The sequence below is a fragment of the Moorena sp. SIO4G3 genome, assembly GCF_010692305.1.
GTDB lineage: Bacteria > Cyanobacteriota > Cyanobacteriia > Cyanobacteriales > Coleofasciculaceae > Moorena > Moorena producens_A.
Window position 1 is genome coordinate 1 of the sequence record NZ_JAAHIG010000125.1, and the last position, 22,031, is coordinate 22,031.

Annotated in this window: 18 protein-coding genes; 12 read left to right on the forward strand and 6 right to left on the reverse strand. The window is 43.1% G+C overall.

Translation table 11 applies throughout. The features are described from left to right. The 3 genes from F6J99_RS21400 to F6J99_RS21410 form a co-directional block, all read left to right on the forward strand. The coding region (locus tag F6J99_RS21400) for a glycosyltransferase (RefSeq protein WP_293115104.1) at positions 1–950 on the forward strand (950 nt) is incomplete at its 5' end. Positions 951–1,395: 445 nt separating this feature from the next. After that, the gene (locus tag F6J99_RS21405) at positions 1,396–1,743 is read left to right on the forward strand and encodes a hypothetical protein (RefSeq protein WP_293115106.1); all 348 of its coding nucleotides are present in this window, start codon (positions 1,396–1,398) and stop codon (positions 1,741–1,743) included. Positions 1,744–1,780: 37 nt separating this feature from the next. Continuing rightward, complete coding sequence (locus F6J99_RS21410) at positions 1,781–2,047, forward strand: hypothetical protein (RefSeq protein WP_293115108.1); 267 nt, start codon at positions 1,781–1,783, stop codon at positions 2,045–2,047. On the opposite strand, the gene F6J99_RS21415 is transcribed toward F6J99_RS21410, so the two are convergent. Next, a complete protein-coding gene (locus F6J99_RS21415; protein ID WP_293115110.1) occupies positions 1,971–3,038 on the reverse strand; it encodes an adenosylhomocysteinase in 1,068 nt (355 codons plus the stop codon). The genes F6J99_RS21410 and F6J99_RS21415 overlap by 77 nt on opposite strands. A 370-nt stretch (positions 3,039–3,408) precedes the next feature. Between F6J99_RS21415 and F6J99_RS21420 the strand changes: the two genes are divergently transcribed. Beyond that, the gene (locus F6J99_RS21420) at positions 3,409–3,897 is read left to right on the forward strand and encodes a hypothetical protein (protein ID WP_293115113.1); all 489 of its coding nucleotides are present in this window, start codon (positions 3,409–3,411) and stop codon (positions 3,895–3,897) included. A gap of 374 nt (positions 3,898–4,271) precedes the next feature. On the opposite strand, the gene F6J99_RS21425 is transcribed toward F6J99_RS21420, so the two are convergent. Then, positions 4,272–4,490, reverse strand: a complete 219-nt coding sequence (locus F6J99_RS21425; RefSeq protein WP_143727892.1) for a hypothetical protein — start codon at positions 4,488–4,490, stop codon at positions 4,272–4,274. 520 nt (positions 4,491–5,010) lie between these two features. Here F6J99_RS21425 and F6J99_RS21430 point away from each other — a divergent pair. After that, positions 5,011–5,775 carry a cyclase family protein gene (locus F6J99_RS21430; protein WP_293115115.1) on the forward strand — a complete coding sequence of 255 codons (765 nt, stop codon included), beginning with the start codon at positions 5,011–5,013 and terminating at the stop codon, positions 5,773–5,775. 403 nt (positions 5,776–6,178) lie between these two features. Here the strand turns inward: F6J99_RS21430 and F6J99_RS21435 are convergent, their stop codons facing one another. After that, positions 6,179–7,891 (reverse strand): GspE/PulE family protein, encoded by a 1,713-nt coding sequence (locus F6J99_RS21435; RefSeq protein ID WP_365973838.1) that lies wholly within the window; start codon positions 7,889–7,891, stop codon positions 6,179–6,181. 1,306 nt (positions 7,892–9,197) lie between these two features. Here F6J99_RS21435 and F6J99_RS21440 point away from each other — a divergent pair. Beyond that, on the forward strand, positions 9,198–9,770 hold the full coding sequence (locus F6J99_RS21440) for a PEP-CTERM sorting domain-containing protein (protein WP_293115117.1): 573 nt from the start codon (positions 9,198–9,200) through the stop codon (positions 9,768–9,770). Positions 9,771–9,882: 112 nt separating this feature from the next. Here F6J99_RS21440 and F6J99_RS21445 read toward each other — a convergent pair whose 3' ends face one another. The 3 genes from F6J99_RS21445 to F6J99_RS21455 all read right to left on the reverse strand — a co-directional run bounded on the left by F6J99_RS21445 (position 9,883) and on the right by F6J99_RS21455 (position 12,513). After that, the gene (locus F6J99_RS21445; RefSeq protein WP_293115119.1) at positions 9,883–10,041 is read right to left on the reverse strand and encodes a hypothetical protein; all 159 of its coding nucleotides are present in this window, start codon (positions 10,039–10,041) and stop codon (positions 9,883–9,885) included. 210 nt (positions 10,042–10,251) lie between these two features. Next, positions 10,252–11,565: an endonuclease/exonuclease/phosphatase gene (locus F6J99_RS21450; protein WP_293115121.1), complete on the reverse strand. Its 1,314-nt coding sequence runs from the start codon at positions 11,563–11,565 to the stop codon at positions 10,252–10,254. Between the two features lie 150 nt (positions 11,566–11,715). Next, positions 11,716–12,513: a pentapeptide repeat-containing protein gene (locus F6J99_RS21455; RefSeq protein ID WP_293115123.1), complete on the reverse strand. Its 798-nt coding sequence runs from the start codon at positions 12,511–12,513 to the stop codon at positions 11,716–11,718. Between the two features lie 193 nt (positions 12,514–12,706). Here F6J99_RS21455 and F6J99_RS21460 point away from each other — a divergent pair, with 193 nt between their 5' ends. From F6J99_RS21460 to F6J99_RS21485, 6 genes are all read left to right on the forward strand, one after another. Next, a complete protein-coding gene (locus F6J99_RS21460; protein ID WP_293115137.1) occupies positions 12,707–14,023 on the forward strand; it encodes a transposase in 1,317 nt (438 codons plus the stop codon). Between the two features lie 160 nt (positions 14,024–14,183). Beyond that, on the forward strand, positions 14,184–14,687 hold the full coding sequence (locus F6J99_RS21465; protein ID WP_293115125.1) for an RNase A-like domain-containing protein: 504 nt from the start codon (positions 14,184–14,186) through the stop codon (positions 14,685–14,687). 161 nt (positions 14,688–14,848) lie between these two features. Beyond that, positions 14,849–15,154, forward strand: coding sequence for a hypothetical protein (locus F6J99_RS21470; protein ID WP_293115127.1), 306 nt, complete (start codon positions 14,849–14,851; stop codon positions 15,152–15,154). A gap of 200 nt (positions 15,155–15,354) precedes the next feature. Further along, positions 15,355–15,615: a hypothetical protein gene (locus F6J99_RS21475; protein WP_293115129.1), complete on the forward strand. Its 261-nt coding sequence runs from the start codon at positions 15,355–15,357 to the stop codon at positions 15,613–15,615. Positions 15,616–15,740: 125 nt separating this feature from the next. Further along, the gene (locus F6J99_RS21480) at positions 15,741–17,333 is read left to right on the forward strand and encodes a DUF4231 domain-containing protein (RefSeq protein WP_293115131.1); all 1,593 of its coding nucleotides are present in this window, start codon (positions 15,741–15,743) and stop codon (positions 17,331–17,333) included. Positions 17,334–17,548: 215 nt separating this feature from the next. After that, positions 17,549–21,817 (forward strand): TIR domain-containing protein, encoded by a 4,269-nt coding sequence (locus tag F6J99_RS21485; RefSeq protein WP_293115133.1) that lies wholly within the window; start codon positions 17,549–17,551, stop codon positions 21,815–21,817. Positions 21,818–22,031 lie beyond the last annotated feature (214 nt).

Below are 22,031 nucleotides of genomic sequence, written 5' to 3' on the forward strand. Positions count from 1 at the left end.
TAGCAGTGGAAAGTGTGCTGAATCAAGAAGCCTGTTCCTATGAGGTAGTAGTAATTGATGATGGTTCAACAGACCAGACGCGATCACTGTTGCAACCCTATCGTGATCGCATTCGTTACATTTATCAAGAAAACCAAGGAGTCTCCCTTGCCCGCAACCATGGCATTAAACTAGCCTTGGGTGAATTTGTCGCATTCCTCGATGCCGATGACTTTTTTCTGCCAGGTAAGTTAGCTGCCCAGTTAGCAGTGTTTGAAGCACAACCCCATCTGGGAATTGTCCATAGTGGTTGGTACCGTGTCGATTCCCAGGGTCAGCGACTGATGACGGTGCGTCCATGGGAGAAAGTACCAGAATTAAACTTAGAAAGTTGGCTATTGTGGAAGCCAGTCCTGCCTAGTGCGATGATGTTCCGTCGCCATTGGCTAGAGTCCGTTGGCGGGTTTGACCCCAGGTTTCCACCCGCTGAAGATACAGAAATCGTGCTACGGTTAGCCCTCAAGGGTTGTCCTGCCGCTTGGTTGCGTCAGGTAACAGTAGGCTATCGGCAACATCACCAAAGTGCCATGCACAAGGGACTGCCTCAAGCTTGCTCCCTGTCAGCAGCCATTGACAACTTCTTTCAACAGGCTGATTTACCACCAGGAATCCGTCTATTAGAAAATCAGGTGCGCTATGGAACCCTAGTATGGATTGCTTGGTATTTATATAATACAGGACATCCCAGGGAAATGATCAAGTATTTACAACAGGCTTGGGGCTATAGTCCTTATTTACCCATGGAAACAGTGGTAAATTGGGCAGAGAATTTTGCCGAGTTTTCCAAGAATTGGGGCGGGGAGTTTGATGCTGATGGGTTGGGGAAGTCACCAGAGTGGCAGCAGTTGATGCAATGGGTGATGGCTCAGGGGAGAGAGACGATGTTGGTAGGTGGGTCTAGCTTGTACTAACTGAAACTACTGCATCAGTTGGTCCTGGGTGATGGGTCATGGCTGATGGCTCGGGAGTAATTCTAATTAACTAGTATTACTTAACTAGTATTACTTAACTCTTAGCCATGAGCAACTGATGCTTCTGGACATTATATCAATTTCTTATATTGTGCTAGTTAAATGTGTATCAGCTTTGTAGCAATTGCGAAAAATCTTGCTAAATAGTAATCACCCACTAAATCTCATCTTCCCATCTCTCCATTTCACAATTATGCCATTTTGCCATCATCTGTAGGTGGAATCACTGAAATGCTTATGGTGATTACTTTCAAGGGTCAACCGTAAACAAAAGTTATACATACACATACAGAAGTTAAACATGAACGCAAACCTGTTGGTAAACAGATAATTGCTACGCTGATTTCAAAGAAAAAAATCCGAAAAAACCCCTAAACTCTTATTTATGGTTTATAAATCTATTTATCAACTACCAGGTGATCGCATTTTTAAAAATAAAAATAAACCCAAACAACTCTTAGTGATTAACCTTACTTCAAGCTTAGTATTGAGTCTTTCTTTTTTTAGTATTAAATATTCCCTATTTGGATTATTACCATCATCCTTATTTATAAAAGATATAACTCAGACAACAACACCTAATAAAAATGATAACTTTATTGTTAAAAATAAAATTTTTGCCGCCCACCCAACCAGTATTCCTTGGATTAATGACTCCTACAACTGTGAAGCAACGGGAAGAGCTTGGGAACAGGGAGAGTGTTGGGACTATGAACATAATCACAACTGGTGATAGCGGGATTAATCCTTAAAAGACTATAGGTAAGCATATGCGCTACGCGCACGCTACGCGAACAGCCGTCAGCCGTGAGCTAAAAGCTCACGCGTGCGCGTTCAGCCGTCAGCCGTCAGCTAAATGCTTACATTCCCGACTCCCGATTCCCTACTCCCTACTCCCTACTCCCGACTCCCGACTCCCGATTCCCGACTCCCGATTCCCGATTCCCTACTCCCTACTCCCTACTCCCTTAAAAACGCTATATCTTGATCATGATAGTTTCCCCATTTCTCTATTATTTCCTGGGCAAGATGACTAGGAAATGAATGGTAACCGGGTTCCAATTCCTTCGATAAAATTAAGTCAATCGCTATGTTATGGGCATAGAAGACTGGGTCGAGAGTCTGAACTGGAGTAGGTTCTGCTAAGGAAAAATTGATCGGAGCTTTTTTGAAAAGCACTTCTGCATCTGAGAAGTTATCACCAAATTCATCTTCTGCGCCAATGTTGGCAAGATACTTACCACTGAAATCTTCCTTGTCTAAGTCATACTCTTTAGAAAGTACTCCATTAACTCCCGTACAGGTTACAACACAAAAAGCCTCCTTTAGTGCTGCCCTAATTCCATCCAAGTCCTCAGCCTGTAACCCTTTGATTCCTCTAGCCCTAAGCTGTTCCAAAATCTTAGGATTTTTCTCGACAACCACCAGCTCCTTGGTTAAGCCTAATAATTCATTAACGAGTCCTTTCCCAACTTTTCCACAACCAAAGATTACCAAATTTTTATCCACTAATGCCTCGTTAGTTAACTGGTGAAAGGCTTTGACAAATGCCTTACTAGTGCCATAGAACGTTTCTATATTTTTTAGGGAACTGTCATCCACAGAAATCAAGGGATAGGAAATATCTAACGATTGATAGATCTCGTTATCGAGTTTAGTTAGCTCTACCACTCCCTGGCGAGGGTTGAGTAGTGTGGGTAACTCTCCATAAAGATCTAAACAAATATCATAGTTATCCTCAAAATTCCCTTCAAGATTAACCTCAACATTAGCACTGAGTAAAATTTCCACCGCTTCTGGGTTAGGCTTGATAAAATTAGGGCAAGACACGGTAAGCTCAGCACCAGCCAACAGCAACGGTTCAACTTTAAAGACAGTTTCTATGGTCAAGTGGATATGATGTAATAGTCTTAATCCTTGATAAGGCTGATGCGAACGCATCTGTTGTCTCAGCTCAGCCATAAATGGCATAGCTTGAGAGCGGGGATGTTTTTCCCGTGCTTGTTCAAAGACCTGAAAATTAATCATCTTATCTTAATTTAGGTTAATCATTTATATAGTAGTTCTCAATTGGGTGATGGACAAAATCCTGGATTTTAGGGAATAGGGAAGAGAGCAAAAATTTTTTGTATCTCACGAACATGATAAATTGTATAGCACTTTTAAAGTGAGGGGTCAAGTACCCTGCCCTGCCTGCTCATCCCCTCTCTCTAAACCTTAATCGTTACAGGAAATTTTTGAGCTAAAAGCTTTATCCACCTAGTCTTTCAGCCTTTGCCTGGGACTTCGTTTCAGCTTGACGACTACCTTTACCAGAATCAGACACTTGCAATATTCTACCATCAAAGATAAACTTCTTAGAGTTAACCAGCTGTAAGGGCAAAACAGGGTAAAATTTATGACAGACGATACAATGCAAACTCTTTCATCTTTTGCTAAAGAAGAGTACGGACTTAGTTCAGCCTCAGTCCAAGCTATGGTCAACTATGGTTACGCTTTGTTAGCTATTGCCGGAGGTGATGGAGAGGTTTCTGACGCAGAAATGGAGTGGTTAATCAATCACCAAAAACAATTTGGTGCCCCTGAAGAGGTTGTTGGACTCTACAAGTCTTTTGATTACAAAAATGCTAACCTACAAGAGCTGTTGCCCGATATAAAAAAAGTTGATGTTGAAACTTTGTCAGTAGCAAACGAATTGGTATATCATGCCATTAAGATGTCATCAGCTGATGGAGTTTATGCTGAGGAAGAGAGAGCCAAAGTAAAAGAAGCAGCAAAAATCCTCGGAGTTGCTGATGATATTGTTTTAACTCTAGAAAGTTTAGTAGATATGGAACGAACCGTTGTTAAGATGCGTAAGGCATTGATTCACGTAAACACATTATAGACGACGGTATCACAATAGCACGGTAGGTAAGCATATGCGCTACTTGAGGTGCTGCTTGAGGTGCCGTGAGCTAAAAGCTCACGCTACTTGAGGTGCCGTCAGCCTTGGGCACACTACACGAATGGCTGATAGCTGAATGCTGATAGCTGAATGCTTACTGTGTCGCTATTTTATAACAGATATAATAGCAATAAAAATTAAGCGTTCGCTTTTAGCGGAAGCGAAGCTTCATCGCAAAACAAGACTCTAATCTAAAATCTGGTAGCATCCATTCACAAATTGAATCTATTCCTATCTCCCCATCTCCCCATCTCCCCATCTCCCCAAACTTCCCAAACTTCCCCTTCTTTTTGAGAAATATCAGATAGACCCGATTAGCGGTAGCGAAGTTGTTGACCCTTGATGACTAAACCCATTCTCATCGCGTTTCCAATTGGAGTGAATCGTTTTTGTTTCGTCATGGTTTGGGGATGATGACGCACGGTAGATAAACTCAGGCTAAGCAGAGTCACAACAATTAGTGTAGCGCTTAAATTACGAGTAAAGGTTAAGTCAAACATTATCTGCGGATTTCCAACTGTCTCTACTTTCACAGTAGAAATCTCTTTTGATTAGTTCCCCCAGTAATATGCAACTACCTGAATTGACTCTCTGGTGGAATGGTGAATCCCACCAATTCAGTCGGTTTAGGAGTGTGGTTTAGCTAGACAATCTGCCCACTGGCACCATGGCAGAAAAATTGGCGTTGCTTAATAATGGAATGATTTTAAGAGTGAGGTGGAATAGGCATCTTGCCTGTTCCTGATTTGGGGCAGGCAGAATGCCCACTCTACTCGGATTCATTATTTGATTGAGCAACGCCGAAAAATTCAATATCCTTCTTGAGGATCCCACATTCAGGACTTGAGGGTAAGTCCTATAGGGATCCCTGTAGGAATTGTGAGAATTTTTGTTCCCTGTTCCCTATTCCCTGTTCCCTATTCCCAGATCCGCTGTTCCCTATTCCCTGTTCCCTTTCCTATCACATTTTTGAAGATTCGGTGAATCTATGCCGTAAGTATTGGTCTGATTGTTAAGGTATAGCAGTATTTTGAGTAATTTTGTGAAAGTCTTATGCCCATAATTGATCTCAGTGATACCTTGCAAAATGACAAGGATTGGACTCCCTGGTGGGCACGCAATTCGGTAACTTACCAAAATCATAAATTTGGACGATTAGCCATCTGGATGCTGTTTAGGATAACACCGAAATACCTGCGGGGAGGACTTGGTTGGGCGAATGACGTGATTAAGCTTTCGACCCACGGCACAACTCATATGGATGCGCCATGGCACTATGCACCAACTTGCGGGGGGAAGCCTGCCAAGACCATTGACCAGATCCCGTTGGACTGGTGTTACCGTGATGGCGTGGTTTTAGATATGCGCCACAAAAACCATGGTGAGGCGATTACTGTCGAGGATGTGAAATTGGCTCTCGACAAGATTAACTATACACTCCAGCCGTTCGATATCGTGCTAATCCACACTGGTAACGATCGGCGGTATGGAACACCGGATTATTTTACCCATGGATCTGGTGTCAGTGCTGACGCCACACACTGGCTGATTGATCAGGGAATCAAAGTCATGGGGATTGACTCTTGGGGTTGGGATGTACCTCTACCAGTTCAAGCTAAGCAAGCCAAAGCTAGTGGGCGCAACGATATTTTCTGGGCGGCTCATTTTGTTGGGATTGATAAGGAATACTGCCAACTGGAACGACTGACTAATCTTGATCAACTACCAACCCATGGCTTCAAAGTTGCAGCCTTCCCCCTTAAGGTCAAAAATGGCTCCGCTGGACCGGCTCGGGTGGTCGGCATTATCGAAGATTGATTCGATCCAAAAGACTTCCGCAGATCTTTTGGTATTGGTATAGCGCTGCTCATATTAATAGACTTCGCGGCAGTTGTCAGGAGATAGGAGACAGGAGACAGAAAACAGTAACAATAATTGACGAAAACAGTATCAAAAAAATACTTTTGCAAGAGGTCTAATCAAGTACATTCAATTTTCGCAACCCCTGTCTTGATACAAAGCGCGAGTGGTTTGGGTTCTGTGTGGGTCACCGCTCAAGCACCTTATAAGCCCCTTGGAAACCATGCCAGTTGCTCATCTGACTCCCCATCTCCCCATCTCCCCATCTCCCCATCTCCCCACACCTCCCACACCTCCCACACTTCCCTCTCTTTCCCTACTCCCTACTCCCTACTCCCTACTCCCTACCCAGGGGTGTCAATCAACCATATCTCCGATTTGGAGCCATCTTATCTAGGGATTTCACTTTAGTAGCTCTTGGCTTATCCAATTGACCCTGAGACTTACAGCACAAAGCACTGTGGGGTAGAACTCGTAAGATTTCGGTTAGGGTGGTTACCCCTTTGGTTACCTTTTCAATCGCCGCCTTCCGGAAGGAATAAAAACTGATTTTATCCAGGTAACGGTGCAACTGAGTCATGGTTCCCTCATAAATCAACTGCCGTACCGTATCATCTACATCCAATAACTCCACAATGGCTTCCCGTCCTAAATAGCCGGAATTGTAGCACTTGGCGCAACCCTTTCCTTTCCGCCAACCTTTGAGATTAGCTTGCTCTGGCGTCAAACTCAGCTTCCGCAAATCTTCAGAAGTCGGGGTGTAAGGTTCTTGACAGTGGGGACATACTTTGCGCACCAAACGCTGTGCCACTATTCCCAATAGGGCATCACTGATTAAACCCGGTTCCGGACCAATATCTTTAATACGAGGAATAGCACTGACCGCATCATTGGTGTGGAGAGTGGTCAGTACTAAGTGACCGGTCAAAGCCGCTCGAATCCCTGTTTCAGCGGTTTCAGCATCCCGAATTTCCCCCACCATAATGATGTCCGGGTCTTGGCGTAAAATTGCCCTCATCCCTGCCGCAAAGGTCATCCCCGCTGCCTCATTCACTTGGGTCTGGGTAATCCGGGGTAAGACATACTCCACTGGGTCTTCCACCGTTACTACATTCACATGTTCTGTGGCTAACCCTTGCAGGGAATTATATAGCGTACTAGTTTTCCCAGAACCAGTCGGACCGGTGATAATAACCATTCCTTGGGGTTGCTGCAACCAACCTTTATAGATTTTAAGCTCTTCGTCAGAAAAGCCTAACTCTTCCAAGCCAGAAAAGGGGTTTTCTCTTGGTAATAAGCGAATCACTGCTTTCTCCCCCCCCACACAAGGGAGGGTACTCACCCGCAGATCTAACCCAAGTTCTGCCTCCTCCCCAGTAGCATAGTTTTCCCCAATCCGACCATCTTGAGGACGGCGGCTTTCAGCAATGTCCATATCAGACATGACTTTGAGAGCAACCACCACTGCTCGTCCCAAGTCAGACGGTAAGGTAGTTATATCCCTAAGAATCCCATCAATCCGATAGCGGACTCTTAAGCCATCAGTCATCGGTTCCAGGTGAATATCACTGGCGCGGTTACGCAGAGCTCCAGAGATAATGGTTTTAATCCGCTCAATCTGGTCAGCCGCTTGGGACAGATACAATTCTGTGGTTTCGGTAATGTCTTCTTGTTCCACCTCACCCGTAAGGGGATTGACAAAGGCTACGGAACTGATAGATTTGGCATCATTGTTTTCCCTGTGGTACCATCGCTTGTAGCTTTTGGGTGCAATGGGAATAATTTTGATTTCGGTGAAAGTGCGATCGCTTAATTTTTTGATCTGCTCTGGGGATAACTGGACTGGGCTACCCAGGTAATAACAGTTGCGCCACAGTACCAGCGGAATCACCGGAGGTAAATCTTGGCGATTGGGGAATGGCTTAAAGAACCGGGAACTGACTTCCCGATCCAGTAGGTTAACGTTTAGTTCTCCTTGTGGGTTAACCAACAGTTTAAGGGCTGCTTCACAGTTAATTTCACCTTTTCTCAACTTCCTCCAAGCCGATGACGTTTTAACGCCCGTTTGCATCATTTTCTCCCCACTATTTTAAACTAAATTAAACAGTTTTTGTTGATTAATTTCCAGTTTTACTTATCCCTTACACCTGGGTGCTTATTGACTATAACAGTTTTTGATTAATTGGTATTACCCTTGGTTGAGATTGGAGTGATAGATCAAGGTAATACTATAAATCTTTATCTAATCTTTATATATAACGTTACCTTTTTCCTTTCACAAAACCTAGGCTTAGCTATAGCGTTTATCATAGCTATGAGGTACACATTATTTTTTTCCACTTCCCATTTCCGACTTCCCATTTCCGACTTCCATGCTCCCTGATCCCTAAAACCTAAAACCTAAAACCTAAAACCTAAAAATTTGTACCTCATGGGTATAAGACTTGCTATAAATAGAGTTACCTAGTTTTTTACAATGATTATATAGCGTTATAAACATTGACAAACAAGTACATTGACAAACAAGTAACGACAGTCTGGCGAGACCCAGGCTCCACCAAACTAATGGTTATTGAGGGTGTTAGCACCGAACTTGTAGAGCTGATATTCCTGAGTAACTCCCACGATGAATTGGGTCTGCTGAACCATCTTCACAGAGGAATAGGTCGCCATTAGGAGCGACGGTAAACACACGGGAGCATGTCACTTATGCAGAACATTTGTACGCTTATTTGGGTAATAGGTAATAGGTAATAGGTAATGGGTAATAGGTAATAGGGGCAGCATCTCACTTATGCATAATATTTTTACATTATCTATAGCCCCCTAATGGGTAATTGCTTGCGCTGATGGGACATAGTACTAATGTTTCAGCAACGCAAGACCTGCTCCCTAAACACACAGTGTTGTCTAACGTTGTATGATAGCGCGCTAAATAGTCTAGGAATAAATTATGAAAGTAAGTCCAACAAAACGTTAATTTTACGTTAAGAAGTGGTTAATAAATTACTAGGATCTCAATTTTTTGTGAAAGTCTACTGTCAGCTCTTAAACTAATCATAAAATTGTGGTAAATTAAACTAATATTAACCTCTTTATTTAAAGATAGACTAATAGAGTTTTAGTAAGCTATCAGCGTGTCGCGTATCAGCTATCAGCGTGTCGCGTATCAGCTATCAGCGTGTCGCGTATCAGCTATCAGCTATCAGCCAAAGGCTTGTGGCCACGCTACTTGAGTTGCTTTTGAATAAAATAAGCGCCTCAAGCAGTGTGAGCTTTAGGCTCACGGCTGACCGCTGACGGCTGAATGCTTACGAGTTTTAGAAGACTAGCGCTTGATTCAAGACGCTCTACCAGGTTGAAATAAGGAGAATTTTATAATGGCTGATATCTTCCATAAATCAGGGGTTTTGGCAGCCGCTAGTGTGGCTTTGGGTCTAGCTGTAATGCCAACCCAACCTGTCTCTGCAGCAACTATCAAGTATGATTTTACCGTAGATGTAGAAACAGGGAATTTGGCTGGCAACTCTTATCAGGGGTATTTTACCTATGATGACACCTTCCAATTTGACAGCGGATTTGAAAGATTCAACTCTCGGAGCGATGACCTATCGGTAGTCTTCGACTTTCATGGTGTCACCTACACTGAAGAAGATGATTTCTTGTTTCCTGTAGGTCCCTACGTTGATTTTCAGGATGGGGAGCTTTTGGGATTGAATTTTGTTCCCAATTTCTTCGTTTTCGATTTTCCCTTTGAAATCCGTGACGAAGACAATGACCGCATAGGAGGCGACTTCTTTACCTACGGTGATTTCTTCATCGGTTCTGGAGACGGTAGTGTCACTTACGCTAAAGTGGGTAAAGTTCCCGAGCCTGCTACTATTTTAGGGTTAAGTATGCTTGGTGCTAGCTTGCTGCTGGGGAAAAAGAAGGGATCCTCTAAAAACGCTTAGAAGAGTTTTGGGAGTTGAAAGTTGAAAGTTAAAAGTTGAAAGTTGAAAGTTGACGGTTGAGTGTTAAAGGTTGAGTATTGACAGTTGACCGTTAACACTCAACCCTTAATAGCTAGGATAATGGCAAATTTATAGTCATCTTCGTCATCACAATTTTTTCCATTGCCCCAATCATGCGATCGCGTAGCGTCCCATCTAATTTACTAGCGCTATTGTTATGGGTTTGTGCGTTCGCGTAGCGTCGGCGAAGCCGAATCGCATCTAATCGCATCTAATTTGCTAGCGCTATTGTTATGGGTTTGTGCGTTCGCTTTTCTTTTGATAGCGCTATCCTTAGGTAATTTACCCCCAGAAATCCCTAGTCATATTGTTGATTTTGCCATTAATATTACCCCTGAACTTACCAAAGGGCAATTTGCCGAAGATAATATCTGCTGTTCACAATAATTGATTAACCAAACTAGCCAAATGATCAGCAAATTCAATCCGGCAACGGCAGTCGTAACCACAACGGTAAATGGTCACTTACCTCATGTTCAAACCGTCGAAAAAATGTCTTCTTCTCGGATAGTGATAACTCACTAACCCCTCGGTTGTACAACGCATCACTAAACAATTCAACAAAATTAAAAACACCATAATCCGGTCCTCGTGGGTTTTCCCCCATAGAGGAATGTTCCTTATAAGTAGGAAGACGTTGATCCCAATTAAACAAACCAATTTGGTCAAAGGTTTCCGTAAATCTAGCATTAGTGCGCAAGACTTGGTTTGTCGCTGGATGGGGGTCTAAGAACGGAAAATTAACATTTGCTTCTCCTCTCACCTCAGCATTAAACATCTTGATCTGCTTTTCAATCCGGTAACGGTCTGTAGTAGGGTTATCAAAATCTAGATTCAGATCTCCTAATAAGATAAAATTGGGATAATAGGCTCGATCATGTTCGATAAACCGTCCTAATATCCATGCCATCAGTGCATCAAATTCCTGACGGCGATCGGAGATATAGTTACCAAAATACAGATGAGCATTAACCGCCATAAACTCATAGGGGTTAGTACCAGGATGACCAACAATTCTAAAGCTGACACAGAACGGTTGGCGAGCAAAGGTTAGAAACACTGGCATCCTAACATTCGGATTATTCGGGCGTTTTCCTAACTGATTTGAGTTCCACTGATCCAGTTCTTTTAGATAGTCCACATAGGGTAAAATAGCCTGATTGATCTGATCATAGTTACGAGCCAAGGTTTCTAACACCTTAGTACGGTCAAAAGAAATATCTGAGACCACTTCACCCCGCTGCACCATCGACAAATTATATATAAATCCCAGTCTTTCCCCTAATCCTGGTTCATTAGGAAACACCCCAGTTCGATCAGACACAATCGTACCAAACTCTGACCCCATCCGCCCCTTCAACTCCTGGAAACCACTCAGGTCATCCATGATTTCTTGGATAGCCAGCAAATCAAAGTGCTTACAAACATGAGCCAAAAAATCCCAGGTTTCAGGACTGCGGTTAGTTACCCTCCCCAGTTTTCTGATATTAAATGACCCCAACACCACCGAGCCATATTCCCGTTTAGGCAATCCATACTTAGTGGGATCGTCAGCCAAAGTTTCTCGGATTTTTACCCATTCTTCTCCAGTAAATTCAGACATAATATTATTGGAAATGTCAACATAGGATTGATCAAAAAAGGGAATCGGGAATCGGGAATCGGGAATCGGGAATCGGGAATCGGGAATTGGGAATCGGGAATCGGGAATCGGGAATCGGGAAGAGTTACCCAAAATACCTATATACTTGATTAACTCTTGCTAGCATGCCTATTGCCTATTGCCTATTGCCTATTGCCTATTGCCTATTGCCTTATTCCCTATTGCCTATTGCCTATTGCCTATTGCCTATTGCCTTTTGCCTTATTCCCTATTGCCTTGTCTTTAACGATTCAGAATTGTCAAACCATTATTATCATGGGAATCTTCAAAAATTGCTCCCCTTTGTTTCAAGTCAAGCTTCATCTCTTCAGAAATTCCTAAATTATTTACCAACCGGGCTTTCTCTAATTTAGCATCACTCAGATTCACCTTACTCAAGTTAGTCTCCCCCAGGAGAGCACATCTGAGGTTAGCAGCACTCAGTACTGTATAATCCATCGAGGCATAACTTAAGTTGCTGTAACTCAAATTAGCATGATTAAAAATGGCATAATTCAAAGTAGCACAACTTAAGGTAGCACCAAATAGATTCGCTTCGCTGAGGTTAGCACCAAACAGATTAGCATAACTCAGATTAGCATTACTCAAGATAGCATGGCTGAGGTTGGCATTACTCACGATAGCATAGCTAAAGTTAGCATTGCTGACTATAGTACCCCTAAGATTACTACTGCTGAGAATAGCACGACTGAGGATAGCCTCGCTGAGATTAGCATCACTAAGATTAGCATCACTAAGATTAGCCTCATTCAGGTCAGTGCCAAACAAGTTAGCTCCCAATAAATTAGCACCAAATAAATTAGCCCCGTTGAGTTTAGCCAGGCTAAGGTTAGCACCACTCAAATTGACACCGCTGAGGTTAACACTACTCAAATTAGCACCGCTGAGATCAGCACCTGCACAATCGGATGTTGTATTAAGACCAGCAATTCTCCCTATCTCCAAAAAGTCCTTAGTTTTCTCCTCTATACAGCGATCGATTAACGGTTGCGCTTCTGGCCGAATTTCTTGATTAGACATAGGTTGAGTTAACCAAAATTAATATATTGATCAAAATTTTACTATAAATTCCAACACTGAAAGCTCCGTCTATTGAGAGCGGGTATGAAAGTGAATAGCGACTTTAGTCGCCGTAAAAAAAAAAAATTGATTATAAGTTGCCAAATTACGCCAAACGTGTTAGCTTTGTAACATAAAAAAAGGTCGATTTATGATGATAATACTAGAGTTTAAAGCCTACGGCAAACCGCATCAATATCAAGCTATTGATGAAGCTATTCGGACGGTTAAGTTTATCCGCAATAGTTGCATCCGTTTATGGATGGACAACAAGGGAACAGGTAAATATGACCTTAGTAAGTACAGCAAAGTACTGGCTAAAGAGTTTCCGTTTGCCAATGAACTAAACTCAACAGCTCGACAAGCTGCGGCTGAAAGAGCATGGTCATCAATTTCTCGCTTCTTTGAAAACTGCAAGAAAAAGGTACCAGGGAAGAAAGGCTTTCCCCGCTTCCAGAAACACTGTAGATCTGTTGAATACAAGCAATCAGGATGGAAATTACCCCCTGATAAAAAGTCGATTACTTTCAGTGACAAGAAGGGAATAGGAAACCTAAAACTCAAGGGTACATGGGACTTGTGGCGCTTCGACAAGAAATTAATCAAGCGGGTTCGTATTGTCAAAAGGGCTGACGGTTACTATGTTCAGTTTTGCATCTCTGTGACGAACGAAGAACAATTAGACCCGGTTGACGCCACTGTAGGATTGGACGTAGGACTGAAAGAATTCTATACCGATTCTAGAGGGAACACTGAACCTAATCCCCGTTTTTATAGAACTGGGGAAAAGCGTTTAAAGTTTTATCAACGCCGAGTATCTCGGAAAAATAAAGGCTCATCTAACCGCAAGAAAGCGGTTAATAGACTAGGTAGACATCACCTTAAAATAAGTAGGCAGCGTGAAGAATATGCCAAGAGACTGGTTAGAAGTTACCGTAAGATAGTGGAGCCTTATTACAAAAGATTTAACCCTTTTATGCAAAGCCGAACACCCATAAAGGCTCCACTATCTAAGGTTTCGTCTCCGGCACGTTGCGTAATCCGGTCTAACGACCTGGTCGCCTATGAAGATTTAAGAGTCAAAAGCCTGGTTAAAAACCATTGTCTAGCTAAGTCTATTAACGATGCAGGTTGGTATCAGTTTAGAAAATGGTTAGAGCATTTTAGCAAGAAGTTTGGCAGGGTCACGGTTGCAGTTAATCCTGCCTATACAAGCCAGAACTGCTCAAAATGCGGCGAAACAGTGAAAAAGTCATTATCAACTAGGACTCACGTCTGCGAATGTGGTTGTGAATTAGACCGTGACCACAACGCCGCAATCAACATACTGAAAAAAGCCTTGGGTACGGTGGGGCACACCGGAACCTGGATCCTAGATCCGAACTCTTCGGGAGATCTGACCTCTACTGTTCTTGGTTCCGGCCAGGTTCAGCAAGTCGGATCGTTGAACGAAGAATCCCCGCGTCTTTAGACCGGGGAGTGTCAATCTATACAGCTTTGAGGGCAATGAGCTCATCCCTGATACAGTCAGTCGCCCATTGAACCTCCTTTCATTGTCTTGATGCAGTCGCTCAGGATGTTACAATCAAAAAGCTGCTGGGAATAGTAGGTAAAAACAGACATTATTTAAGATGCTTACCCATTGGAAAAAATCCCTAGCCAAGAGTGCTGGATTCTTGGCTGTTTTGACTCTTGTACAGAGTTTCTACCTGAGTCAATCAGCTTTTGCGCAATGCGTTCCGAGTAATTTTTCCTCCGACTGGTTACAACGACAGGAGTACCTTGGTGGTCACACCATTGATCGCCATGTTGGTAAAAGTGATCAACAACTAGTAGACCGATTAATTAATGCTCCCAGAATCAGCGCAGCTAGCACCTATCCCGATTTGGAAACTGCTGCCACTAATATTAAAGCTGCTTTGAGAGCCAACCGGAATAGATTAAATAGTTGGGTTCTTGATGCTGCTAGAGGTGAGAAGCGAGCTGTTAAGTATAGGGCTACGGAAGTAGTTGGTCGTGTGGCTAGACGTCCTCCTTCTCTGAGCAATATTTCTAATAGTAGGAAGTTGCTTGTGGTTATGAAAAAAACAGCAAAGGGAGATTGCTTACTTCTTACGTCATATCCCGCTAGATAACTGCTCAGGGGATTGTAGATTTTATAGTGTAGATATTATAGTTTAGACTGACCCTTGCTGAAACTATAATATCTTGTATTTATTTAATCTTCAGTCTCTAATTCTCCAATCTTCAGTCATTACTCAACATTAGCCATTAACTATACACCAAAAATCTACCCATGAGCCAAAAACCTAACTACGAAAATCTCTACAGTTTTCTTGCTGGGGAGTTTGCTGAAGCTGATTTTGAAGGTAAAAGTGATGAAGAGGTAGTTCTTGGCTGCAACAATCCAGAACTTGCCAAGTGGCATCGTACCATCATTACCCAAGGACGGGTTGCTTTGGCTTCTCCCTCCTTTCCCTGGAAAGATGTGGGTGACTATGCCAATCGCCATTTTGAAACTGAAGAAAGTGCTAGAAAATGGCTAACAAAAATGCTCGACCTGTTGGAAAGTTGCGTTGATAAAGTATCCGGAGGAGAGTAAAGTATAGCGGTTTTTAATGTGGTGAGATCCAGAGTTTCTGGTTTTAGGGAACAGGGAACAGCGGATCTGGTAACAGGGAAATCAGAAGAGGGAACATGACAAAAATTATGTGTACCTCATTAGGCTAAAAACCGCTATACTTTAGCTGTTCGCGTAGCGTGCGCGTAGCGCTTAAGCTGATAGCACCTTAAGTAGCCTGCGTGGCACAGGCTTTGGCCTTGGCCTTGGCCTTGGCCTTTGGCCACGCGGGGCGCGTTTGGCCACGCGGGGCGCGTTTGGCCACGCGGGGCGCGTTTGGCCACGCTGTGCGAACGACGCGCTGGGAGGTAGTGCGCTGCTTGGCTCGCTTCCGCCAAATTCCCGTGATCACCATGAAAAAAAGGGGATTATTTACCCCATTAAACTATACTCGAAACTTGAGAATTTGTCCTTACCCAGGTTGTAATAATTCCCGGTTATAACTGGGGTGATGAGTCCCCAAACACAATCCATACATGTACCTAACCCTTGTCAAGGTGTTTTTTTCATCAATAACAGTGGGGTATAGGTCTGGGGAATCCTCTCAAGTAAACAGGACGAGTGAACCATGTTCAAAAAACGGTCTTATCGGGAACAATTTAAAGAAGACATAGGTGGGTTGATTGATGCGATTGATCTATCGGATTTGCAGAAGCGGTTTATCAAAGCTCGCTGGCTCGACCAAGTTTTGTGGTTAGACAAGCGGGCAAATCGGTGTCGCAACCACTATTATGCCCTGCGAATGCTCACCATTATCGGAGGCGTAATTGTTCCCGCTTTAGTCGGTATCAACAGCAGCGACGGTAAAATCAGAGTAGCCTTGGGTTGGACTGCCTTTGGACTGAGTCAGGTAGTGGCAATTAGCGCCGCTTTAGAAGAGCTATTTCAATATGGCAAACACTACACTCAGTATCGCAACACCGCAGAAGCCATGAAGATAGAAGGCTGGCAATTTCTTCAGTTAAGTGGACCTTACCGACGTGTAGAAAAGCACACCCAGGCATTTACCCATTTTTCCTCCCGTGTAGAGGCGCTGATCAGGAAAGATGTAGAAGGATACATCAGCGAGCTTCAGCAAGACCAGGAACAGGTCACGGAGCAAACAGAGTTAATGCTATCTCAAAACCTAACTCCAAATCTAGCTCAAAACCTAGGTATGGCTCAGTCACAACCCAACGAACAATTACAAAAGCCACGGATTCCAGAAGCCACCCAATTCCCAAATGATTTCCCCCTCAGAGGGGGTAACCCTGGTAATCCCTTTCCTCAGGAATTTGACCCAAGCCATACCTTTAATGCTCCAGCCAATCCCTCTGCTAAGGATATCCCCAGAATCTGGCAGGAAGAAAACGGGGATGAGTTCGTTCATCCTAGCCAAATCGAAGGCAATCGTTTCAAAACCAGTAGTAATGGCGGAACTCCCTCCATCGTCTTATTGGATAATTTAACAACCTCAGCCTCAAACAATACTCCCATGGTTTGGCAAGAAGAGGATGAGGATGAGTTGACTCAACCATACCAACTCGAACAACTCGAAAGCACTCCTTTAACGGAAAACAACAACCATGACCTGACTCCTCCAACTGATGACTCTCAGGATTCAGTCCCCTGTCCTCCAGAATCGAATTTTGTAACCCCTGAGGTAGTCGCGGATATTCTCAAGTGTCCCCTCAAAGATGTCCAGACTTATCTACCAGAGGTGCTAGCTGGTCTTGAGGAAAAGAAGATTTTAGATAAGCTAACCTTGATTGCTGCGATCGCTACTATCGGTGTCGAAACTGGTGGTTTCCGTCCTATCAATGAATACGGTGATTCCAAATACTTTACCAAGATGTACGAAGGTCGCAAAGACTTGGGCAATACCCAACCAGGAGATGGAGCCCGCTATCATGGGCGCGGCTTTATTCAAATTACCGGTCGGGCTAACTACAGGGACTACGGTCAAAAAATTGGTCTAGGCAGCACCTTAGAAAAGAATCCGGAAGTTGCCCTCAATTCCAAAATTGCTGCTCAAATCTTAGCCTGCTATTTCTTGGACCGCAAGGTGTATCAAGCAGCCAGAGATGGAGACTGGCGCAAAGTCCGCAGGCTAGTCAATGGAGGCTACAACGGTTGGGAAAAGTTCTACACCTTTGTCCAACGAGCTGAACAAATGCTTTAAGTTTCTAGACCAAAATACTCAGGGGATGCAGCTTAGTGTAAACAGTAAGCTGACTGCTGAGTGCTGAGTGCTGAGTGCTGAGTGCTAAGCAGCTAATGGTAAAACTGTTACCTTAGTATAACCTTAGGGAATTCTATAACTGTAGGTTCTGAAACTTGTGAGCCCAAGTTCCCCTCAAATAGCTACTACCTAGAATCCCTACTTAACTACCAAACATGAAGACTTTTTTCGATGCCTTCATCTCCTACGGACGAGCTGATAGCAAAGCATTTGCTACCAAACTACACCAACGATTAACCGAACTTGGTTTCAGCATCTGGTTTGACCAACAGGATATTCCTCTAGGTGTAGACTTCCAAAATCAAATTGATTATGGCATTGAAAAATCCCATAACTTCCTATTTATCATTGCTCCCCATTCAGTCAAATCTGCCTATTGTCTCAAAGAAATTCAACTCGCCGTTAAACTCAACAAACGCATCATCCCTCTACTCCATGTTGAACCTACGGATTGTTGGGATAAGATGCATCCAATTATCAGACAAATTAACTGGGTCTATTTCCGAGATAATACAGAGGATTTTGAAACATCCTTGGCTGGGTTACTCAAGGTAATCCATCATCAAAGTGATTACGTCAGACAACATACAGAAATTTTAGTCAAGGCATTGGAGTGGTCTAGACATCACAAACAAACCAACTATTTGTTAATTGGAGAAGAGCAAAAACAGGCTCAATCTTGGCTAAAAGTTAAGTTTACTGATCAGCAACCTCCTTGTGTTCCTACAGACCTACAGTGTGAGTTGATTTGTGAAAGCACCAAGAATGCCAATAACCTTTTGACCCACGTGTTTATCTGCTACGCCGATCAAGATAAGCCGGTGATGCGGAAAATTGCTAAAACCTTAATGCGGAAAAGCTTCACGGTTTGGACTAATAAGACCGATATTCAAACCGGTACCCCATTCCAAGACGTAGTCTATCAAGGGATTGAGGGAGCTGATAATATTGTCTACTTAATCTCACCTGCTTCCCTGAAATCCGACTATTGTCAGCAAGAAATCACCCACGCCTTGGTTAACAACAAACGGATTATTCCCCTCTTGATTGAATCCACAGCACTAGAGTGCATCCCTCCCCATATCAGAGCGTTACAATTTATTGACTTTACTACCTATAATGATGAAGCTAAATACCGCATTGATGCTGACAAAGTAATTAAGGTATTGCATCAGGAACAGCCCTACTACGAAGACCATAAGAGGTTATTAGTAAAGGCGATTAAATGGAAAAATCAAAATCGTAATCCCAGCATTTTACTGCGGGGATACAATTTGCGATATTATCAAAATTGGCTGACTCTTAATCAGCAACGCAACTCTTATCCTCCCCTACCCCTTCATCACGAATTTATTACTGAAAGTAGCCATCAAATCCCCTCATCCTCTTTAGAAGTATTTATCTCCTATTCCCGAGCAGATTCCGATTTTGCCCGTCAGTTAAACGAGGCACTCGAGATGCAGGGAAAAAGCACTTGGTTTGACCAAGAAAGTATTCCTCCAGGGAGTGATTTTCAGCAGGAAATCTATCGGGGTATTGAAAATTCTGACAACTTTCTATTTATTATTTCCCCTCGCTCAGTCAATTCACCCTATTGTGCAGATGAGGTGGAATACGCCCAGAGTTTAAATAAACGGTTTGTGACTATATTACATCACGAAGTAGCAGCAAAAGTGTTACATCCGGCATTAGCGAGGATACAGTGGATAGACTTTAGAAATTATCGGGGAGATTTTTATGCTAATTTCAGTGAATTGATCAGAACCCTAGATACTGACCGAGAGCATGTCCATAACCACACCAAGTTGTCTCAGCGATCCTTGGAATGGGAAAAAAACCACAAAAGTCCTGACTTGCTGTTGCGGGGGATTGAGTTTTCCATTGCCCAAAAGTGGTTCTTGGAAGCTAAGCAAGATCATAAATATCCTCCCCCAACTCCTTTACAGAAGGAATTTTTTGAAGCCAGTAACAACACTATTGAAGCGGCAAAAGAAGCCGAAAAACAGCGACAAGCAGAAATCCTACGGTTGCAAGAGGAACGTACAAAGGAAGCAAAAGCACGACTAGCAGAACAGAAGAAAAGAGTTAGACAACAAAAATTATTTATTGTCGGAGTAATTATAGCATTGGTAGCGGCTGTTGGCACTCTTATCCATCAAATTCAAGAAAAGAAGTTGGCTGAATATAACCTCAAAATTGCTAAAGTCAAGCATCTTCTCTCAGAAGCAAGGACGTTTTTAAAACGACACCCGACGAAGGCTTTACGCCTTGCCGAGGCTGCTTATAAGATTGACAATACCCGTCAAGTGCCTGAGGTTTCACAATTGCTGAGTATAGCCTACCATTCAGCAATTCATCGCCGCTTCTTTTTTTACTATGCCAATATGCGACATAAAAGGGCTGTGACTAGTGCAGTATTCTCGCCGGATGGTAGTATAATTCTCACGGCTTCAGAGGATACCACAGCAAAATTGTGGAATCTCAAGGGGGAGCGAATCACTACCTTAGCCGGACATTCTGCTAGGGTTAATTCTGCTGTATTTTCCCCAGATGGCAATACAATAGTGACTACCTCACAGGATAAAACGGCTAAGTTGTGGGATAAGGAAGGCAATTTGCTCAATACCTTACGAGGGCACGATTGCGATCGCAACGGTCAGTGCCAGGTTAATTCTGCCGTCTTTTCCCGAGATGGTCAGACAATTCTCACCGCTTCTGATGATAATACGGCTAAATTATGGGATAAACAGGGACAACTAATTAACACCTTGAGCGGGCACAAAGATATCGTCGTCTCTGCGGTCTTTTCTCCTGATGGTCAAGCAATTCTCACCGCTTCACGGGACAAAACTGCGAAATTATGGGATAAGGATGGGAATTTGATCACAACTCTAGATCAGGATAGCTGTTGGCATGTACATATAAAGGATTATCATTGCGGTCTTACCTCTGCGGTATTTTCTCCAGACGGAACTCACATTATCACTACCAGTAAAGATAAGACAGCTAAGTTGTGGGACCACAATGGCGAGCTGATCAACATAGTTAAGGGACATACCGGTTGGGTTAATTCAGCGTTCTTTTCCCAAGACGGTGATCAAATCCTTACTGCTTCTGAAGATGGCACTGCCAAATTATGGGATAAGGATGGAAACTTAATTAAAACCTTAGCAAGACATTCCGAGGCAGTCAAAAAAGCCTTATTTTCCCCAGACGGTAATCACATTATTACCGTTAGTTATGATAATACTGCCAAAATTTGGGATTTGGATGGAAACGCGATCGCTAATTTAATCGGTCATCAATTATCGGTTACTACTGCAGCGTTTGCTCCCCATGGAGACAAACTAATCACCGCCTCTGATGACTCGACAGTCAAGTTATGGGATATCACCCAACAACCAGTTAATTCTAGTTTTAGACATTCAGCAGCTGTGAATTCTGCTGTGTTTTCTCCTGACGGCACAAAAATCTTGACAGCCACTACCGAGAAAAACGCTTATTTATGGGATCTGAGCGGAAAATTGCTCAAGCAACTTCCTCATGGCTGTGATGTCTGGAATCACTGTGCTGTAAAAACAGCAGCTTTTTCCCCTAATGGAAATTATATTATCACGACTTCCGATGATGGCAAAACCCGGTTATGGAATGGAAAAGGCGATCGCCTGATCATGGCTATTAATTTACATGATCACTATAATAACGTAACGATATTCGGTAGGAATGGTGCTAAATTTTCCAGCTTTTCCCAAGATGACCAGCAAATTCTGACTACCTCTTACGATCAAACTGCCAAGTTATGGAATTTTAGTGGCAGTGAACTTATAGAAATATCAGAGTACAAAGGACACAAGGGGGTAGTTAATTCCGCTGCGCTATCTCCTAACCGCCAGCAAATCCTTACGGCTTCTAACGATAAACTGGCGAAGTTGTGGAACGTAAACGGAGAAATAATTACTGATTTTAAAGGACATAACGATGCTGTTAATTCCGCCGTCTTTTCCCCTGATGGTAAAACAATTCTCACTGCTTCAGAAGATCACACCATCAAGCTGTGGGATTTGAATGGAAACGAGATCCGAACCTTTGGAGGAGGTCGTGAGAAAGGACATAAGTTTGATGTTAATTCAGCGGTGTTTTCTCCCGATGGTAAAACAATTCTCTCTGCTTCTGACGATAAAACTGCCAGGTTGTGGGATTTAAACGGTAGGTTAATCCTGGTGATGAGAAACAATAATGCTGCTGTGAACTCCGCCGTGTTTTCTCCCGATGGCACCAAAATCCTCACTGCTTTCAGCAATGGGACTGCCAGGGTGTGGCTCAAGCCGGAGGCTATATATGAGTGGTTGCAAACAGCTAAAATTTATCAGCTGTCACCAGGAGATCGGAAGGTATTTGGTTTAGAGGACAGGTATTCTAGATAAAATCCTAATCATGTCAGATACCCTACTTGATTGACTTAATAGAGGGACTCCTGTATTATTTCCTGAGAGTAAATTAGGCTATTTGATACCTGTTATGGTATCCTGTTAACTTGGATTGCCTAAAACTATACTGTGTATATACCAAAGGGAACAGGGAACAGGGAACAGGGAGTAGGGAGTAGGGAGTAGGGAGTAGGGAGTAGGGAGTAGGGAG